This window comes from Micromonospora sp. NPDC018662 (assembly GCF_044391475.1).
In the GTDB taxonomy this organism is placed as follows: domain Bacteria; phylum Actinomycetota; class Actinomycetes; order Mycobacteriales; family Micromonosporaceae; genus Micromonospora.
In genome coordinates this window covers 478,905-495,131 of the sequence record NZ_JBISAC010000001.1, presented here as the reverse complement: position 1 = coordinate 495,131, position 16,227 = coordinate 478,905, and the positions used below count along the sequence as shown (strand labels likewise).

At 73.1% G+C, this 16,227-nt stretch carries 10 protein-coding genes; 4 read left to right on the top strand and 6 right to left on the bottom strand.

What is annotated here, in order from left to right; all coding sequences use genetic code 11:
- Nucleotides 1-1,338, bottom strand: a complete 1,338-nt coding sequence (hemL, locus tag ACH495_RS02415; RefSeq protein WP_396855965.1) for a glutamate-1-semialdehyde 2,1-aminomutase — start codon at nt 1,336-1,338, stop codon at nt 1-3.
- Nucleotides 1,339-1,575: 237 nt separating this feature from the next.
- Here hemL and ACH495_RS02410 point away from each other — a divergent pair, with 237 nt between their 5' ends.
- Entirely contained in the window at nt 1,576-1,893 is a 318-nt protein-coding gene (locus ACH495_RS02410) for an STAS domain-containing protein (RefSeq protein WP_107154615.1), read from the top strand.
- Nucleotides 1,894-1,983: 90 nt separating this feature from the next.
- Here the strand turns inward: ACH495_RS02410 and ACH495_RS02405 are convergent, their stop codons facing one another.
- Together ACH495_RS02405 and ACH495_RS02400 are read right to left on the bottom strand one after the other, a co-directional pair.
- Complete coding sequence (locus tag ACH495_RS02405) at nt 1,984-3,576, bottom strand: ABC transporter permease (RefSeq protein WP_396855964.1); 1,593 nt, start codon at nt 3,574-3,576, stop codon at nt 1,984-1,986.
- Entirely contained in the window at nt 3,573-4,475 is a 903-nt protein-coding gene (locus ACH495_RS02400) for an ATP-binding cassette domain-containing protein (protein ID WP_396855963.1), read from the bottom strand. Before ACH495_RS02400 ends, ACH495_RS02405 begins: the two co-directional genes overlap by 4 nt.
- A 53-nt stretch (nt 4,476-4,528) precedes the next feature.
- Between ACH495_RS02400 and ACH495_RS02395 the strand changes: the two genes are divergently transcribed.
- The gene (locus ACH495_RS02395) at nt 4,529-5,041 is read left to right on the top strand and encodes a GbsR/MarR family transcriptional regulator (RefSeq protein ID WP_396855962.1); all 513 of its coding nucleotides are present in this window, start codon (nt 4,529-4,531) and stop codon (nt 5,039-5,041) included.
- Between the two features lie 4 nt (nt 5,042-5,045).
- On the opposite strand, the gene ACH495_RS02390 is transcribed toward ACH495_RS02395, so the two are convergent.
- Nucleotides 5,046-5,603, bottom strand: a complete 558-nt coding sequence (locus tag ACH495_RS02390; RefSeq protein ID WP_396855961.1) for a two-component system response regulator — start codon at nt 5,601-5,603, stop codon at nt 5,046-5,048.
- Complete coding sequence (locus ACH495_RS02385; protein WP_396855960.1) at nt 5,600-9,964, bottom strand: HAMP domain-containing protein; 4,365 nt, start codon at nt 9,962-9,964, stop codon at nt 5,600-5,602. Before ACH495_RS02385 ends, ACH495_RS02390 begins: the two co-directional genes overlap by 4 nt.
- A gap of 180 nt (nt 9,965-10,144) precedes the next feature.
- Between ACH495_RS02385 and ACH495_RS02380 the strand changes: the two genes are divergently transcribed.
- Nucleotides 10,145-12,205 carry a SpoIIE family protein phosphatase gene (locus tag ACH495_RS02380; protein ID WP_396855959.1) on the top strand — a complete coding sequence of 687 codons (2,061 nt, stop codon included), beginning with the start codon at nt 10,145-10,147 and terminating at the stop codon, nt 12,203-12,205.
- A gap of 192 nt (nt 12,206-12,397) precedes the next feature.
- Here ACH495_RS02380 and ACH495_RS02375 read toward each other — a convergent pair whose 3' ends face one another.
- Nucleotides 12,398-13,846: an FAD-binding oxidoreductase gene (locus tag ACH495_RS02375; protein WP_396855958.1), complete on the bottom strand. Its 1,449-nt coding sequence runs from the start codon at nt 13,844-13,846 to the stop codon at nt 12,398-12,400.
- 100 nt (nt 13,847-13,946) lie between these two features.
- Here ACH495_RS02375 and ACH495_RS02370 point away from each other — a divergent pair, with 100 nt between their 5' ends.
- Nucleotides 13,947-16,040, top strand: coding sequence for a S9 family peptidase (locus tag ACH495_RS02370; protein ID WP_396855957.1), 2,094 nt, complete (start codon nt 13,947-13,949; stop codon nt 16,038-16,040).
- Nucleotides 16,041-16,227 lie beyond the last annotated feature (187 nt).

Sequence of the window (16,227 nt, the reverse complement as noted above, 5' to 3'; positions counted from 1 at the left end):
TTACCCCCCGTTTCCGGCCGCTGCCGCCGCGCGCGCCGCCACCGGCAGGGCGGCGGCGATCTGCTCCCACGCGGCGTCGTCGATCGCCGCCGAGACGAACCACGACTCGAACGCGCTCGGCGGCAGGTAGACGCCGCCGGCGAGCATCGCGTGGAAGAACGCCTTGAACGCCGGCACCTGCTGGGTGCGGGCGCTGTCGTAGTCGTGCACGTCGGCGTCGGTGAAGAAGATCGAGAACATGTTGCCCGCGGTGGAGAGGCGGTGCGGCACGCCGGCCTCCGACAGCGCCTCGGTGGCGAGCTTGCCCAGCGCGGCGGACGTCTCGTCGAGGCGCCGGTAGAGCGCGTCGTCGGCGAGCCGCAACGTGGCCAGGCCGGCCGCGCAGGCGAGCGGGTTCCCGGAGAGCGTGCCGGCCTGGTAGACCGGGCCGGCCGGGGCCAGCCTCGCCATGATCTCCGCGCGCCCGCCGAACGCCGCTGCGGGCAGGCCCCCACCCATGACCTTCCCGTACGTCCACAGGTCGGCGTCGGAGGCGTCGAGGCCGTGCCAGCCGGCGCGGGAGACCCGGAACCCGGTCATCACCTCGTCGACGATGAGCAGCGCGCCGTGCGCGTGGGCGATCCGGGCCAGCTCGGCGTTGAAGCCGTCGCGGGGCGCGATCACGCCCATGTTGCCGGCCGCCGCCTCGGTGATGACCGCGGCGATGTGCGGACCCTCGGCGGCGAACGCCTCCTCCACCGCCCGCAGGTCGTTGTACGGCAGCACGATGGTGTCGCCGGCCGCCGCCCCGGTCACGCCGGGCGAGTCGGGCAGGCCGAACGTGGCCACGCCGGAGCCGGCGGCGGCGAGCAGCGCGTCGGAGTGGCCGTGGTAGCAGCCGGCGAACTTGATGATCTTGGCGCGGCCGGTGAAGCCCCGGGCCAGCCGGATCGCCGACATGGTCGCCTCGGTGCCGGAGTTGACCAGGCGTACCTGCTCCACCGGCGTCCGCGCGACGATCTCCTCGGCCAGGTCCACCTCACCGGGGGTGGGGGTGCCGAAGCTGGTGCCCAGCGCGGCGGCCTCGCGCAGCGCCTCGACCACCGCCGGATGGGCGTGGCCGAGGATCAGCGGGCCCCAGGAGCAGACCAGGTCGACGTAGCGCCGGCCGTCGGCGTCGAACAGCCACGGCCCCTCCCCCCGGACCATGAAGCGTGGGGTGCCGCCGACCGCACGGAACGCACGCACAGGGGAGTTGACCCCGCCGGGCACCAGGGCCTTGGCGCGGTCGAACAGGGCCTCGGAGGCCGGAGCGTCGGCCGGGTAACGGCCGGATCCGGCGGAAAAGGTCTCGGTCACGATGCCCCCATTGTGTCAGCGCCCGCCCCCTCCCCCACCAGCACCCCGTCCCCCGCGTTACCCGCCTCACCCACCCACCCCCGCGCTGTTTCACGGAAAGAGTGGCCATTTCGCGTTCCATGGCCACTCTTTCCGTGAAACAGCGGCCGACCACGCGGGGTGGGGGTGGGGGGTGGCGGGTGGGGGTGCGGGAGCGCTCGACGGGCCCGTTGGTGGGGATCGCGATAGGCTGACCGGGTGGATCGTGCCGAACTGTCCATCACCGTGCACCGGACGGGTGACGAAGCCGTGCTTCGCCTGGCCGGTGAGATCGACATGCTCACGGCTGCCCAGCTCTCGACCGTGGTCAACGAGGTGCTGGCGGATCCGCCCCCGCGCATCGTGCTCGACCTGGGCGGCGTCACCTTCTGCGACTCGCAGGGCCTCGGCACGCTGGTGGTGCTCAGTCGCAAGGCCAGCCACGCGCAGTGCGTGCTGATGCTGAGCAACGTCGGCGACTTCCTGCTCCGCGTCCTGGACATCACCGGCCTCCGCAGCGCCCTGATGATCCGCTGACCCCCTCCCTCCCCGCGATCTTGCACTTCCGGCCCCACGTTTAGGTGATTCATCCCTTACGTCGGGGCCGAAAGTGCAAGATCCACGGAGTCAGGTGACGGGGAGGTCGCGGCGGCGGAAGGTGTGCAGGCCGGTCAGGGTGAGGGTTGCCGCCAGGGCGGTCAGCAGGATCAGCGGGGTTGAGGTCCAGGTGGGGCGGAGCACCTGGGGGGTGTGCGTGAACGGGGACAGGTCCAGCAGCCACTGGTTCAGGTTCAGCACCGCGCCGAGCTGGCCGAGCAGCACGCAGGCGGCCAGCACCGCCCACGCGCCCGACGCGAGTCGGGGCAGCAGCCCGTGGAGCAGCACGGCGAGCCCGGCCAGCACCCACGCGGCCGGCGCCTGAGCCAGCCCGGCACCGAGCATCCGGCCCACCTGCCGCGGCACGTCACCCACGCTGAACCCGTACGTCAGGCCGGTGGCCAGGCCGGTCACCGCGAGCACCACGACGGGGCCGAGCAGCGCGAACGCCACGTGCGAGAGCAACCAGGTCGAGCGGCGCGTGCCGGTGGCGAGCACCGGCTCGGCCCGGCCGGCGGTCTCCTCCACGCGCATCCGCAGCGCGGCCTGGATGCCGTACCCGGCCGCGGCCAGCCCGGCCAGGCTCAGCGTGGCGCCCAGGTAGGCATCGGCCAGCCCGGAGGCCCCACCGATCCGGGCCATGATCTCCTCCAGCCGCGCGTTCCCCTCCACCGAGCGGCCGGCCGCCTCGGCGGCGCCGCCCAGGATCAGCCCGAGCAGGCCGAACCCGACCGACCACCAGAGGAGCTGCCCCCGGTGCAGCCGCCAGGCCAGGCCGAACGGACCGGAGAGCGCGCCGCCGGCGGTGGCCGGGCCGAGTCGGGGCGGCAGCAGGCCCGCGCCGAGGTCGCGGCGGACCGAGACCGGGTACGCGAGCGCCGCGAGCAACGCCGTGGCGACCAGCGGCAGCAGCAGCACCCACCACCGGTCCCCCTCGTACGCCCGGACCCGGGCCGCCCAGCCCAGCGGCGACAGCCAGCTCGGCCAGTCGTTGCCGGCGGTGTCGCCGACCAGGCGCAGCCCGAACGCGGCGCCGAGGCCGGCCAGGCCGATCCCCCGTGCCCCGCCGGCGGTCTCGGTGAGCTGTGCGGCCAGCCCGCCGAGCGTGGCGAAGACCATCCCGGTCAGCGCGGCGGCGAGGCCGTACGCCCAGGAGCCGGCGGCCGGCAGCCCGGTCGAGGCGAGCCCGGCGGCGGTGAGCAGCCCGAGCAGCAGGTCGGCCGCGTACGTGACGAGCAGCGCGGCGGTCAGTGCGGCGTGCCGGCCGAGCACGCTGCCGCCGAGCAGTTCCCGCCGGCCGGCCTCCTCCTCGGTGCGGGTGTGCCGGATCACCGTGAGCAGGCTGGCCAGCGCGACGATCACCAGCAGGAAGCCGCTGCGCTGGGCGGTCAACGCGCCGACGCTGTCGCCGTAGACCGGGCCCAGCAGCGCGACGATGGACGGGTTGCGCGCGGTGCCCTCGGCGTACGCGGCCCGCTCGGCGGCGGTGGGGAACAGCTCGAAGAAGCTGGTCGCGTACGACATCGGCAGCACGGCGAGGATCAGCACCCACAGCGGCAGCAGGACGCGGTCCCGGCGCAGGATCAGCCGGGCCAGGTGCCGGGTCCCGGTGAACGCGCTCATGAGAGCACCTCCGCCGGGGCGGTCTCGTAGTGCCGCAGGAACAGCTCCTCCAGCGTCGGCGGCGTGCTGACCAGGCTGCGGACGCCCAGCTCGGTGAGGCGGCGCAGCGCGGCGTCCAGCGCTGCCGCGTCCACGTCGAAGCGCACCCGGTGGCCGTCCACCCGCAGGTCGTGCACGCCGGGCAGGTCGGCCAGCCCGTCGAGCGGCGCGGTGACCTCGGCGTCGATCGCGGTGCGGTGCAGGTGGCGCAGGTCGCCGAGGGTGCCGGACTCGACGGCGCGGCCGGCCCGGATGATGGTGACCCGGTCGCAGAGCGCCTCCACCTCGGCGAGGATGTGGCTGGAGAGCAGCACGGTGCGGCCGTCCTGGCGGGCCCGGCGGACCCAGTGCTGGAAGACCTCCTCCATCAGCGGGTCGAGCCCGGAGGTCGGCTCGTCGAGGATGAGCAGCTCCACGTCGGAGGCGAGCGCGGCCACCAGGCCGACCTTCTGCCGGTTGCCCTTGGAGTAGGTGCGGCCCTTCTTGCGCGGGTCCAGCTCGAACGACTCCAGCAGTTCGGCGCGGCGGTGCGGGTCGAGCCCGCCACGTAGCCGGCCGAGCAGGTCGATCACCTCGCCGCCGCTGAGGTTGGGCCAGAGTGTGACGTCGCCTGGCACGTACGCGAGGCGGCGGTGCAGCGCGACGGCGTCCTGCCAGGGGTCGCCGCCGAGCAGTCGGGCGGCCCCCGCGTCCGCCCGCAGCAGGCCGAGCAGCACCCGGATGGTGGTCGACTTGCCCGAGCCGTTGGGGCCCAGGAAGCCGTGCACCTCTCCGGTGCGGACGCTCAGGTCGAGTCCGTCGAGCGCCCGGGTCCGGCCGAACGTCTTCACCAGGCCGGACACCTCAATGGTGTTTTCCATACTTCGGAAGTTACGCTGATTTCATAAACTTGTGAAGGCTGTAGGGTCACAGCGTGAGTGTCGAGGAGCCGACCATGACCGAGCCGTCCCACCACGACGAGGAAGAGGTCCACCTCTTCGTCGAACGGATGGCGATGGCCTTCGCCGACGTGGGCTTCCCTCGGATGGCCGGCCGGGTCCTGTTCACCGTGATGAGCGCCGACGACCCGCTCACCGCGGGCGAGATCGGCGAGCGGCTGGGCGTCAGCGCGGCGGCCGTCTCCGGCGCGGTGCGCTACCTGACCCAGTTCGCCATGCTGGTCCGCGAGCCGGTCAAGGGCTCCCGGCGCGACCGCTACCGGATGCCGGACAACCCCTGGTACGAGGCGACCATCACCAAGACCAACCTCTACAAGAACTTCATCGACATCGCCGGCGGCGGCGTCGACGCGTTGCGTGGCCGCAGCACCCCGGCCGGCGAACGGGTCGCCGAGATGCGGGACTTCTTCCTCTTCGTACAGGAGGAGGTGGAGTCGCTCGGCGAACGGTGGCGGGCCCGGCGGGCCGCCACCGGGCACGGCGGCTGAGCACTCAGCGGGTGTTGCCCCAGCGGGCCTGCTCCAGCACGTCCGCGGCCCGTTCCCGGGACGCCGGGTCGTCGTCGGCGCGCAGCAACGCGGTAGCGGTGTCCACCGCCTCGGCGAGGTGCCGCCACTGCACGTCCCGCTCCCGGACCAGATCCGACTGGGCGGCGAGCTGCCGGGTCTTCACCCACAGCTCGACGAAGACGGTCACCTTGGCCCGCAGCACCCACGGGTCGAACGGCTTGGTCAGGTAGTCGACCGCCCCGACCTGGTAGCCGCGCAGCGCGAGCTGGGCGTCCTTGTCCGCCGCGGTGAGGAAGATGATCGGGATGTGCCGGGTGCGCTCGCGCCGCTTGATGTGGGTGGCGGTCTCGAAACCGTCCATGTCCGGCATCTGGGCGTCCAGCAGGATCACCGCGAAGTCGTCCACCAGCAACTGCTTGAGCGCGGCCTCACCGCTCTCCACCGCGACCGACTGCACCGGGAGCCCCTGGAGGATGGCCTCCAGCGCCATCAGGTTCTCCCGCCGGTCGTCCACCAGCAGGGCCTTGGCCGTCTGCGTCACGCGTTCTCCTCGCCTTTGCTGCGGCCGATCCAGGACGCCATCAGCCCGATCAGCTCGTCCAGGTCCACCGGCTTGGTGATGTAGTCGCTGCCGCCGGCCGCGAGCGCCGACTCCCGGTCGCCGGGCATCGCCTTCGCGGTCAGGAACACGATCGGCAGGTCCGCGAAGCGGTGGTTGCGACGGATCTGCGCGGTCGTCTCGTAGCCGTCCTGGTCCGGCATCATGGCGTCCATCAGGACGATGTCCACCTCCGGATGCTCGGCGAGCTGGCGTACGCCGTCCACGCCGTTGTCCGAGTACAACACGGTCATCCCGTGCAGTTCCAACGCGGACGTCAGCGCGAACACGTTCCGGACGTCGTCGTCGATGATCAGGACGGTCACCCCGTCCAGCCGGCGGGTCGCCGGCGTCTCCTGCGGCTGCGGCAGCTCCATCGGCATGAGCAGCGACGACGGCAGGCCCGCGCGGCTCGGCGACGGTGGCGCCGGCGCGACCACCGCGTCCGGTGCCAGCACATCGGGTACGAAGAGGGTGAACGTCGAACCCTGCCCGGGCGCGGACGACACGGTGATCGTGCCCCCGAGCAGGCGGGCCAGGTCCCGGCTGATCGACAGGCCCAGCCCGGTGCCGCCGTAGCGCCGGCTGGTCGTGCCGTCCGCCTGCTGGAACGCCTCGAAGATCAGCGAGAGCTTGTCGTCCGAGACGCCGATCCCGGTGTCGATGACGGTGAACGCGACGACCCGCCGGGCGTTGGTCAGCGCCGGCACGTCGAAGACCGCGTTCTCGGCGGCCGGCCCGATGCGCAGCGTCACCGCCCCGTTGTCGGTGAACTTCACCGCGTTCGACAGCAGGTTGCGCAGGATCTGCTGCAACCGCTGGGCGTCGGTGACCAGGGCCGGCGGCAGTTCCCGGCTGACCCGGACCTGGAAGTCCAGCCCCTTCTCCTCCGCCTGCGGCGCGAACGCCTGCTCGACGTAGCCGCGGATCTCGGAGAAGTGGACCTCGGCCGGCTCCACGTCCATCCGGCCCGCCTCGATCTTGGACAGGTCGAGGATGTCGTCGATCAGCGAGAGCAGGTCCGAGCCGGCGCCGTGGATGGTCCGGGCGAACTCGATCTGCTTCGCGCTGAGGTTCCGCTCCGGGTTCTCCGCCAGAAGCCGCGCCAGCAGCAGCAGCGAGTTCAGCGGCGTCCGCAGCTCGTGGCTCATGTTGGCCAGGAACTCCGACTTGTACGCCGACGCGCGGGTGAGCTGCTGCGCCTTCTCCTCCAGGCCCAGCCGGGCCAGCTCGATCTCCCGGTTCTGTGTCTCGATGTTGGCCTTCTGCTCCGACAGCAGCTTCGCCTTGTCCTCCAGCTCGGCGTTGGTGCGCTGCAACTCCGCCGACTGGTCCTGCATCTCGTGCGCCAGCCGCTGCGACTGCGCCAGCAGCTCCTCCGTACGCCGGTTGGCCTGGATGGTGTTGACCGCGACGCCGATGGTGAGCACCAGCCGCTCCAGGAACGACAGGTGCAGCTCGGAGAAGGTGGTCACGCCGGCGAACTCGATCACGCCGAGCAGCTCCCCCTCGAACAGCACCGGGAGCACCACCAGGTCGGCCGGGGGCGTGTCGGCCAGCCCGGAGCGCACCACCAGCCGCCCGCCCGGCTGCGCCTTGACCCGGATCGTCCGGCGGGACAGGGCGGCCTGCCCGACCAGCCCCTCGCCCGGGCCGAACGTCACGTCGTGGCCGCGGGCCACGTAGCCGTAGGAGGCGGTGAGCCGCAACCGCATGCTGCCCTCGGAGCTGTCCGCCAGGAAGAACGCGCCGAGCTGCGCGTCGACCAGCGGGGTCACCTCCATCATGATCATGCGGCAGACCTCGCCCAGGTCCCGCTGGCCCTGGAGCAGGCCGCCGATGCGGGCCAGGTTCGAGTCGAGCCAGCCCTGCTCGGCGTTCTTCTTGGTCGTCTCCCGGAGGGTGACGATCATCTGGTTGATGTTGTCCTTCAGGTCGGCGACCTCGCCCTGCGCCTTCACGTTGATCCGCTGGGTCAGGTCGCCGCGGGTCACCGACGTGGAGACCTGCGCGATGGCGCGTAGCTGCGTGGTCAGCGTCGAGGCGAGCTGGTTGACGTTCTCGGTGAGGTCGCGCCAGGTGCCGGAGACGCCGCGCACCTGGGCCTGACCGCCGAGCTTGCCCTCGGTGCCCACCTCGCGGGCCACCCGGGTCACCTCGTCCGCGAACGAGGAGAGCTGGTCCACCATCGTGTTGACGGTGTTCTTCAGCTCCAGGATCTCGCCCTGCGCGTCCACCGTGATCTTCTGACCCAGGTCGCCCCGCGCCACCGCGGTCGTCACCGACGCGATGTTGCGGACCTGACTGGTCAGGTTCGACCCCATCGAGTTCACGTTGTCGGTCAGGTCCCGCCAGGTGCCGGAGACGCCCTTCACCTGGGCCTGGCCGCCCAGCTTGCCCTCGGTGCCCACCTCGCGGGCCACCCGCGTCACCTCGTCCGCGAACGAGGAGAGCTGGTCCACCATCGTGTTCACCGTCGACTTCAGCTCCAGGATCTCGCCCTGCGCGTCCACGGTGATCTTCTGACTCAGGTCGCCCTTCGCCACCGCTGTCGACACCTGGGCGATGTTCCGCACCTGGGCGGTCAGGTTCGACGCCATCGAGTTCACGTTGTCGGTCAGGTCCCGCCAGGTGCCCGCCACGCCGCGCACCTGGGCCTGGCCGCCGAGCTTGCCCTCGGTGCCCACCTCGCGGGCCACCCGCGTCACCTCGTCCGCGAACGACGAGAGCTGGTCCACCATCGTGTTCACCGTCGACTTCAGCTCCAGGATCTCGCCCCGGGCGTCCACCGTGATCTTCTGACCCAGGTCGCCCCGCGCCACCGCCGTGGTCACCGACGCGATGTTCCGCACCTGGCTGGTCAGGTTCGACGCCATCGAGTTCACGTTGTCGGTCAGGTCCCGCCACGTGCCGGAGACGCCCTTCACCTGGGCCTGGCCGCCCAGCTTGCCCTCGGTGCCCACCTCACGGGCCACCCGGGTCACCTCGTCGGCGAACGAGGAGAGCTGGTCCACCATCGTGTTGACGGTGTTCTTCAGCTCCAGGATCTCGCCCTGCGCGTCCACGGTGATCTTCTGGCCCAGGTCGCCCTTCGCCACCGCGGTGGAGACCTGGGAGATGTTCCGGACCTGGCTGGTCAGGTTGCCGGCGAGCTGGTTGACGTTCTCGGTGAGGTCGCGCCAGGTGCCGGAGACACCGCGGACCTGCGCCTGACCGCCCAGCTTGCCCTCGATGCCCACCTCGCGGGCCACCCGGGTCACCTCGTCGGCGAACGACGAGAGCTGGTCCACCATCGTGTTCACGGTGTCCTTCAGCTCCAGGATCTCGCCCTGCGCCGCCACCGTGATCTTCTGACTCAGGTCGCCCTTCGCCACCGCTGTCGACACCTGGGCGATGTTGCGGACCTGGGAGGTCAGGTTCGACGCCATCGAGTTGACGTTGTCGGTCAGGTCCTTCCAGGTGCCGGCCACGCCCGGCACCTGCGCCTGACCGCCGAGCTTGCCCTCGGTGCCCACCTCACGGGCCACCCGGGTCACCTGCTCGGCGAAGAGGCGCAGCGTGTCGGTGAGGGAGTTCATCGTGTCGGCCAGCTCGGCCACCTCGCCGCGCGCCCCGACGGTGATCTTCTGCGACAGGTCGCCCTTCGCCACCGCGGTCGCCACCTGCGAGATCGACCGCACCTGGCCGGTCAGGTTCGACGCCATGGTGTTCACCGAGTCGGTGAGGTCCTTCCAGGTGCCGGCCACGCCGCGCACGTCGGCCTGGCCGCCCAGCTTGCCCTCCGTGCCCACCTCACGGGCCACCCGCGTCACCTCGTCGGCGAACGACGAGAGCTGGTCGACCATGGTGTTCACGGTCCGGCCGATCCGCAGGTACTCCCCGCGCAGCGGACGCCCGTCGATCTCCAACGCCATGTGCTGGGACAGGTCGCCGTCGGCCACCGCCACGATGACCCGGGCGATCTCGGTGGCCGGCCGGCCCAGGTCGTCGATCAGCGAGTTGACCGCCCGCTGCCCCTCCGCCCAGGAACCCTCCAGGCCCTCGTCGTCGAGGCGCTCGGTCAGCCGGCCGTCCCGGCCGACGATGCGGCTGATCCGGCGCAGGTCCAGATGCTGCCGCTCCTGGAGCGACACCACGTCGTTGAACGCGTCGGCCACCTCGCCGGAACGACCCGCCCGTCGCGGCAGGCGAACCCGGAGGTCGCCGCGAGCCACCCGCTGCAACGCCTCGACCAGCTCGCCGAGGAGCGCCTCGTGGTCGGCGGCGGACGGATCCGCGGTCACCGACTGTTTCGCCGTGGTCATCTTTCCTCGCTCAGCTCGGGGCCCACCGGCTCGTGCCGACACGCGGCCATCCCATCATTCTGCCGCGCGATCCGTCGAGGTCACCGCCGGCTGCGGGCGCGTCACGGGGGGTATCCGCCCGAGTCGCCGGTTCGGCCGGGGCGCTTGGCACCCGGGGCGGCGGCGGTGGAGGATACGGAGGTGTCAGCGGAGGCGGGGCCGGCCCACAGCGGCGGTGCGGACGAGCACGTCCGACGCGTCCGCCTCCCCGCCGACCGGCGCACCCCGGCGGCGGCCCGGGCGCTGGTGCGGGCCATGCTCCTCGAAGTCGACCTGCCCGAGTTGCTCAACGAGGCGCTGCTGCTCACCACCGAGCTGACCACCAACGCGGTCGAGCACGCGCGCACCGAACTGGACATCGAGGTCGAGGCCGACCCCGCCGGGTTCACGGTCACCGTCACCGACTTCGCCTCCGGCCCGGTCGACGAGCTCGTCGTCGGCGTCCGCAACGCCACCGCCGACATCACCGAGGTGGCCGCGCGCGGTCGCGGCCTGCTGCTCGTCGACCACTTCGCCAGCCGGTGGGGCACCACCTACCTCCCCACCGGCAAGGGCGTCTGGTTCCGCCTCGACCGGCCCGGCCCGAGCGGGCCCACCCGACCGTCCGCCGGCCCGCCCCGGGCCACCGCGGAACGCCCGGACCAGGGCACGCCGAGCGCCGCGGCGATGAGCGAGCTGATGCAGACCACCCCCGACCCGTACGCCGACGACCCGCTGCCCGAGTTCGCCACCGGGCTGCTGACCCGGGTCGCCGAGATGGTGGGCGCGGCCGGCGGCACGGTCCGGCTGGACCGCGGGGACGGGCTGGGCACCCAGCTGTTCGCCCGCTACGGCCGGGCGCCCCGGGAGGGCAACGAGCTGCTGCGCGTCCCGCTCGCCGTGCACCGCCCGTACGCCGGCGAGCTGGAGCTGGACGCGGCGCCCTCGGCGTACGCACGACCGCTCGCGGTGCTCGCCGCCGAGCGGCTCTCGCTGCACCTGGAGAACGACCGGCTGCGCCGCGCCGACGTCCGCCGGTCCGCCTGGCTGACCTTCCTCGCCGAGGCGAGTGAGCTGCTCGCCCAGTCGCTGGACGTCGAGCTGACCATGGCGCTCGTCCCGCAGCTCGTGGTGCCCCGGCTCGGCCAGTGGTGCGCGGTGCACACCACCGACGAGTGGGGGCGGCTGCGCCTCGCCGCGTCCAGCCACGCCGACGAGGCGATGCTGCCGCACCTGCACCGGGTCCTCGCCGAGACCGGCCCGGACTCGATCCAGTCCCGGCTGCGCGAGGCGTCCCGCAGCCAGACGCAGGTGCCGCTGGGCGGGCCGATGGAGGGCTTCGCCGTACCCCTGATCGCCCGCGGGCAGCGGCTCGGCACGCTCGCCGTGGGCCGGCACCAGCGACACCGGCACGACCCCGACGAGGTCTCGGTGCTGGAGGACGTGGCCCGGCGGGCGGCGCTCGCCATCGAGAACGCCCGCATCCACGCCGAGCGCCGCCGGGTCGCGCAGGCCCTCCAGAAGTCGCTGCTGCCGCCGGTGCTGCCGGTGGTCGAGGGCATCGGCTTCGCCGCCGAGTACGTGCCGACCGGCGACGACGCCGAGGTCGGCGGCGACTTCTACGACGTGGTGCCGCTGCCGGACAACCGCTGGCTGGTGGTGGTCGGGGACGTCTCCGGCAAGGGCGTGCAGGCGGCCACCGTGACCGGCCTGGTCCGGGACGTGATCCGGGTGCTGGTGGGCGACGGCAAGCCGCTGCCGGAGGTGCTCGGCCGGCTCAACGAGACGCTCGTCGAGCGTGGCGGCGGGCGTTACTGCACGCTGGCGCTGGCGGCGGTCGCGCCCGGCGACGGCGACCAGCTCGACGTGTCCCTGCACCTGGCCGGCCACGACCGGCCGGTGCTGCTGCACGGCGGTGGCGGCGCGATGTTCGTCGGCGCCAGCGGCACCGCGCTCGGCCTGCTCGACACCATCACCACGCCGACGGCCGAGCTGGCGCTCAAGCCGGGCGACGCGTTGATCTTCTATACGGACGGGGTGACCGAGCGGCGGCGCGGCCGGGAGCTGTTCGGCACCGAGCGGCTGCGCGAGTCGGCGGCGCCGCTGGCCGGCTACTCCGCCGACGTGGTCGCCGCGCGACTGCGCGCCGCCACCATCGCCTTCTCCCCCGAACCCCCGCGCGACGACATAGCCGTCCTGGTCCTCCGCAACGACATCCTCTGAGGCGCCCGGGCCGCTCGGCTTCTGGTTACGCCAGGTAACGGCTCCACGGGGATGCCGGGCCAGAGGCGGCATACCTCTGAGTCATATTCATGACCGAGAGGTATATCGCTCTCGACCTCACTGCTCTGCCGCCGACGACACGCCCGACAAGGTCCGGGCGTCGCCTTCCCGGACGGTCGCGACACGACCCGGTCAGAGGCCGCCGGGGAGGCGGCCGGGGGCCAAGCGGCGGTGCGGATCCAGGTGCGCCTTGGCGCTGCGCAGTCGCGGCAACGCGGGCAGCTCGCCCCAGAGGTCGACGGCACGGCGCACCTCGGCCGGCGCCGCCACCACCACGCAGCGGCCCTGTCGGGCGATCAGCACGTCGCGGACCGCGGTGAGGATCGAGGCGACCCGCTCCGGCGACAGCGCACCGGGCAGCGCGGCATAGGCGGAGCCGATCCCGGCGGAGCCGCGCACCGGCATCGGGGTGCCGGCGGCGTCGCGCAGCGCGTAGACCGCGGAGTGCAGGTCCGTGGCCGGCACGTCGACGCGCAGCGCCGTGTCGCCCGGGGCGAACGGGTAGCGCCCCCACCACTCGGGTGCGTGGTGGTTGACCGCGGCCCCGCCGCCGAGCACGGCGGTCAACCGCTCGGCGCGCTCCGCCACGTCGGACGGGCCGCCCTCCAGCAGCACCACCAGGCTGCCCACCGCGGGCCGCCCGGTCACCGCCGGATGGTCGGGGCGGCCGGCCACCGAGGGATGGCTGGCGGGGATCCGGCGGCGGGGCAGGGGGATCGGCGCCGGCACGTCCAGCTCGACGGCGGCCGGCTCGACCCCGGCGGCGTGCACCGCGCGGACCAGGTCGGGCAGCTCCAACGGCGACCAGAGCGGGCGGGACACCCAGACCCGGCCGGCCGGCACGGCCTGCACCCGCATGGTGGCCGAGACCAGCACCCCGAGGCCGCCCTGCGAGCCGCAGAGCAGCCGGGCCACGTCCAGCCCCGGCAGGTCACCGCGCCCGAGGACCGCGTCACCACCACCGGCGGAAGCGGCGGCGAACAGGCCGTCGGAGCCGGCCGCCGGGGCCGCCCGCCCGAGCCGCGCCGTGCCGGGCTCGCCGACGCTGACCAGCTCGCCGTCGGCGTCGAGGTAGCGCACGCCGACGAGCTGCGGGCACGGGCCGCCGTGCCGGTGGCGCAGCGGGCCGGCCTCGTCGGCGGCGAGCACCCCGCCCAGCGTGGCGCCCGGCGAGGGCGCGTCGACCGGGAGCCGCCGGCCGGTGCGGCCCAGCGTGGCCTGGACGGCCCGCAGCGGCGTGCCGGCGCCGATCTCGGCGACCGCGGCGTCCCTCGGCTCGTGCCAGACGCCGGCCAGCCGGCCGGTGTCGAGCATGATGTCGACCTGGGCCGGGGCGGCGCCCCAGTCGATCTTCGTGCCGGCGCCGCGCGGCACCACGGTCAGGTCGTGCGCCGCCGCCAGCCGGAGCACCTCGGCGGCGGCACGCGGGCCGCCCGGCACGGCCACCCAGCGGGCGGTGCGCCCGGCCACCTCGTCGGCCGGGCCGGCGAAACGGGCGAACGGCCGGCCACAGATCTCGGCCAGCTTCCGGGTGATCTCGAGGGCTCCGGGTCGGTCGGTGGAACGCGCAGCAGCCGCCATGGCGGTCATCGTACACATGTTCGAAAATGCTGGCGGGGAGTCGGCGGATTCGCGCGGCGCGGCCCCCCGGCGGCGGCCCGTCGACCGGTAACGTGGCGCCGTGACCACGACCCCACAGCCCACGGCGAAGCGCGTTCCGGCCGAGCGGACCCACCACGGTGACACCGTCGTCGACGAGTACGCCTGGCTCGCCACCAAGGACGACCCGGAGACGATCGCCTACCTGGACGCCGAGAACGCCTACACCGAGGCGCGCACCGCGCACCTGGCCGAGCTGCGGGCCGAGCTGTTCGAGGAGACGCGTCGGCGCACCCAGGAGACCGACCTGTCGGTGCCGACCCGCAAGGACGGCCACTGGTACTACACCCGCACCGTCGAGGGGCAGCAGTACGGCGTGCACTGCCGGCGCGCGGTCCGCCCGGGCGAGACCACGCCCCCGGTCAGCGCGGACGGCGCCCCGCTCGACGGCGAGGAGGTGCTGCTCGACGGCAACCAGCTCGCCGAGGGGCACGACTTCTTCTCGCTCGGCGCGTTCGACGTGAGCCCGGACGGTCGCTGGCTGGCCTTCTCCACCGACTTCTCCGGCGACGAGCGGTTCACGCTGCGGATCAAGGATCTGGCCACCGGCGAGCTGCTGCCCGACGAGGTGCCCGACACGTTCTACGGCACGGCGTGGTCCGGCGACGCCTCCACGCTGTTCTACGTCACAGTGGACGACGCGTGGCGGCCGAACCGGGTGTGGCGGCACACCGTGGGCACCGGTTCGGGCGAGGACGTGGTGGTCCACCAGGAGGACGACGAGCGGTTCTGGGTGGGCGTCGAGCTGACCCGCTCCGAGCGCTTCGTGGTCATCGACATCCACAGCAAGATCACCAGTGAGGTCCGGGTCATCCCGGCGGCGAACCCGACCGGCGAGCCGGCGATCGTGGCCCCGCGACGCCAGGGCGTCGAGTACGCGGTCGAGCACCACGGCCACCGCTTCCTGATCCTGCACAACGACGGCGCGGAGGACTTCGCGCTGGCGTACACCTCGGCCGACGCGCCGGGCGACTGGACGCCGCTGATCCCGCACACGCCGGGCACCCGGCTGGAATCGGTCGACGCGTTCGAGAACCACCTGGTGGTCTCGCTGCGGGGCAACGGGCTCACCGGGCTGCGGGTGCTGCCGGTCGGCAGCGACGACAGCTGGGACATCGACTTCCCGGAGCCGATCTACAGCGTCGGGCTGGACGCGAACCCGGAATACCGCACCGGCTCGGTACGGCTGCGCTACACCTCGCTGGTCACCCCCGACTCGGTCTACGACTACGACCTGACCACCCGCGATCTGACGCTGCTGCGGCGCAAGCCGGTGCGGCCCGGCCCGGACGGGCGGGCGTACGACCCGGCCGACTACGAGCAGCACCGCGACTGGGCGCTGGCCGACGACGGCACCCGGGTGCCGATCTCGCTGGTCTGCCGCCGGGACACCCCGCGGGACGGCTCCGCACCGGCGGTCATCTACGGCTACGGGTCGTACGAGGCCAGCATGGACCCGTGGTTCTCGATCGCCCGGCTGAGCCTGCTCGACCGGGGCGTCATCTTCGCGGTCGCGCACATCCGCGGCGGCGGCGAGCTGGGCCGTCGCTGGTACGACGAGGGCAAGCTGCTGGCCAAGAAGAACACGTTCACCGACTTCGTGGCCTGCGCCCGGCACCTGGTCAAGGCCGGGTGGACGGCCAGCGACCGGCTGGTGGCCCGGGGCGCCTCGGCCGGTGGCCTGCTGATGGGCGCGGTGGCCAACCTGGCCCCGGACGCGTTCGCCGGGATCGTCGCGCAGGTGCCGTTCGTGGACGCGCTCACCTCGATCCTGGACCCGTCGCTGCCGCTGACGGTCACCGAGTGGGAGGAGTGGGGCAACCCGCTGGACGACCCCGAGGTCTACGCATACATGAAGTCGTACACCCCGTACGAGAACGTCACAGCGGCCGACTATCCGGCGATCCTGGCGGTGACCAGCCTGAACGACACCCGGGTGCTCTACCACGAGCCGGCCAAGTGGATCGCCCGGCTGCGTGCGCTGGCCCCGCAGGGCGACTACCTGCTGAAGACGGAGATGGGCGCCGGCCACGGCGGGCCCAGCGGCCGGTACGACGCCTGGCGCGAGGAGGCATTCGTCAACGCCTGGACGCTGGACCGCCTCGGCCGGGCGTGATGTCGGGCGGGGGCCGACCGGCGGCGCGACGCGGGCCGACCTGGTTGATCCTCGTGGTGGTCGCCGCCGCACTGGTGGTCTGCTGCTGCTCGACCGTGGTCGGCCTGGCCGTCGCCGGCTCGGCCGGCCTGCTCGGCCGCTGAGCCCGCCGGCTCAGGTGGTGCGCAGCTCCTCCACGGACGTGGCG

Coding starts and splice junctions, on each gene's coding strand:
- ACH495_RS02405 (WP_396855964.1), bottom strand. CDS start 3,576: ATGAGCGCGTTCACCGGGACCCGGCACCTGGCCCGGCTGATCCTGCGC.
- ACH495_RS02400 (WP_396855963.1), bottom strand. CDS start 4,475: ATGGAAAACACCATTGAGGTGTCCGGCCTGGTGAAGACGTTCGGCCGG.
- ACH495_RS02385 (WP_396855960.1), bottom strand. CDS start 9,964: ATGACCACGGCGAAACAGTCGGTGACCGCGGATCCGTCCGCCGCCGAC.
- ACH495_RS02375 (WP_396855958.1), bottom strand. CDS start 13,846: ATGGCGGCTGCTGCGCGTTCCACCGACCGACCCGGAGCCCTCGAGATC.